This window comes from Streptomyces sp. NPDC044106, assembly GCF_056433985.1.
The window spans coordinates 24049-26412 of the sequence record NZ_JBWKFZ010000035.1 but is presented as its reverse complement, the minus strand read 5'-3'; the positions used below and the strand labels follow the sequence as shown (position 1 = coordinate 26412).

The window sequence follows — 2364 nt, the reverse complement described above, 5'->3', positions numbered from 1 at the left end:
TCCAGGCCGCCCGCCACCAGGCCCGCCGCGTCACCGACACCGCCGCCGCCCTCAAAGCCGGCCGCACCACCACCTGAACACCCGCCCCACAACGGCGACGCCACCCGCGTACACCACCCGCACCCAACACCCCCAGACCGTCGGGGAGCTGCCCCAGGACGCGGCTGCGCCGCCCACGCCGTGCGCCCGTCACCGCCGCACGCCCGCCCGTCACTGCCGTACGGCAGTGCGTGCCGTGCGCTCATCCGTGCCGGACGCCCGCAGCCGCCGTGCGCCCGTGCGCGCGGTGTCCTCGTACGTGTGCCGTGTGCCGTGTGCCGTGTGCTCGTAGGTGTGCCGGCGGGCGGGGGGAGTGGAGCCCGGCCGGGCCGCTCGCGGTGGCCGTCGCCGCCGCGAGCGGCCCGGCCGGTGGCCAGGGGCAGCATCCGGGGGCGCGGCCGGCTGCGTGGACCGGCCCGAGGGGGCGCCCCCGGCGCCCCGGCGCGGCCCAGGCGCTGCCCCGTCCGGCACCGGCACGCGCCACCGGACGGCGGCGTCCGCCTCGTCCGCCTCACTCCCTTCGACGACACAGCCCCGCGCAATGTCAGGCCCGGCCGCGAAAAGGTGTCCGCCCGCCCCGGGGGGGGGCGCGGCGCCGGGCCGCCCCCCACCGCCCGCACCCGCCCGCCCTCTCTCACCCGCCCGCCCTCTCTCGCCCGTCCGCCCTCTCTCGCGCCCGTCCGCGCCTGTCCGTCCACCCGTTCCGCAGCAAAGGAGACAGCCCGATGAAGGGCTCCACGGTTTACCGATCGATACAAAAGCGCGGCCTGCACCTGGGACTTCTGCCGGAGATGGCCGCCGCCGTCAACGGCTCGACCCCCCTGACCCTCGACCACGACCTGGACGCCCTGCCCGCGGTGGGGCGGCGCCTGACGGTCGCGGAGTTCGCCCGCGCCGTGGACGAGCTGGCGGCCCGCCTGTGGGCGGCCGGCGTACGGCCCGATGAGCACCTGGTCATCCACAAGCGCGCCAACGCCGACATCTGGATGCTCGGCGCCGCCGCCTCGCGCATCGGCGCCGTCCCCGTGATGCTCTCGCCCGCCCTGGACCCGGCGACCGTCGGCGCGCTGACCGAGCGGGTGGGCCGGCCCAGCCTGCTCACCGACGCCCCCACCCTGGACAGCCTGCGCCAGGCCGGCATCGCCCTGACCGGCCTGACCCGCCGCGTGATCATCGTGGCCGGTGAGCGCAGCGGCGCGCACGCCCTGGACGCGCTCGCCGGCGCCCCCCGGGTGCGCCCCGTGGTCCGCCCCCTGGACGAGGCCGCCGTGATCACCCACACCTCCGGCACCACCGGCCTGCCCAAACTCGTCGTGCACACCCCCCGCACCCAGGGCATCCGCCTGGTGCCGCAGTGGCGCCTGCTCGCCCTGATGCGCCGCAAGGACACCGTCGCCATCCACATCCCCTTCGTGCACTCCCGGATGGTCGCGGCGATGTCACTGGCCCTGCTGAAGGAACTGCCGATCCTGCTGCTGCGCGAATCCGACCCCGACAGCATCGCCGAGCAGTTCGCCGCGCACCGGCCCGGCTTCGTCGAGGCCCTGCCCAACTCCCTGATGGACTGGGAGGAGCTGGCCACCGACGCACGCCGCCCCTTCGCCTCGGTGAAGGTCTTCTCCAGCACCTTCGACGCGATCCACCCGCGCACGATGAGCCGCCTGCTGAACGCCTCCAGCCGGCCCGGCGCCCTCTTCTTCCAGATCTACGGACAGAGCGAGGTCGGCCCCGCCGTCGGCCGCGCCTACCTGCGCTCCTCCGCCCACAAGGCCAACGGGCGCTGCGTGGGCTGGGCGATGCCCCTGGGCGCGGCGAAGGTCCGCGTGGTCAGCCGTGACGGCCGCACCCCCTCCCAGGACAACCCCGGCTTCATCGAGGTCGCCTGGCCGGGCCTGGCCAAAACCTACTTCGCCGAGCAGGACCGCTACGACACCAACCGCAACGGCGCCTGGTGGCGCACCGGCGACGTCGGCTACCGCACCCGCCTGGGCTGCCTGCACATGCTCGACCGCGAAGTCGACATGATCGAGGGCGTCTCCAGCTCCCTGGAGGTCGAGGACGTGGTCCTGGGCCGCCTGGCCGAACTGAGCGAACTGGTCGTGGTGCCGGGCCCCGGCAACCGGCCCGTCCCCGTCATCTGCACCACCGACGACACCCCGCTGGACCCCGGCCGCTGGCGCGCCGCCGTCACCGACTTCCCCCAGCTGGCCGACCCCGTCCAGATCCCCCAGGCCGAACTGCCGCGCACCGCCACGCTCAAGGTCCAGCGGATCGCGCTGGCCGACCACCTGCAGCAGCGCCTGGCCGACCCGGCCTGACCCCCGG

The 2364-nt window shown here is 75.4% G+C and carries 1 protein-coding gene; it reads left to right on the top strand.

Annotated elements, in window-relative coordinates; all coding sequences use genetic code 11:
* Window positions 1-764: 764 nt before the first annotated feature.
* Window positions 765-2357, top strand: coding sequence for an AMP-binding protein (locus tag AC07DI_RS36975; RefSeq protein ID WP_384261867.1), 1593 nt, complete (start codon window positions 765-767; stop codon window positions 2355-2357).
* Window positions 2358-2364: the final 7 nt, after the last annotated feature.

Excerpts from the sequence above, each read along its gene's own strand:
- AC07DI_RS36975 (WP_384261867.1), top strand. The coding sequence starts at position 765 with ATGAAGGGCTCCACGGTTTACCGATCGATACAAAAGCGCGGCCTGCAC.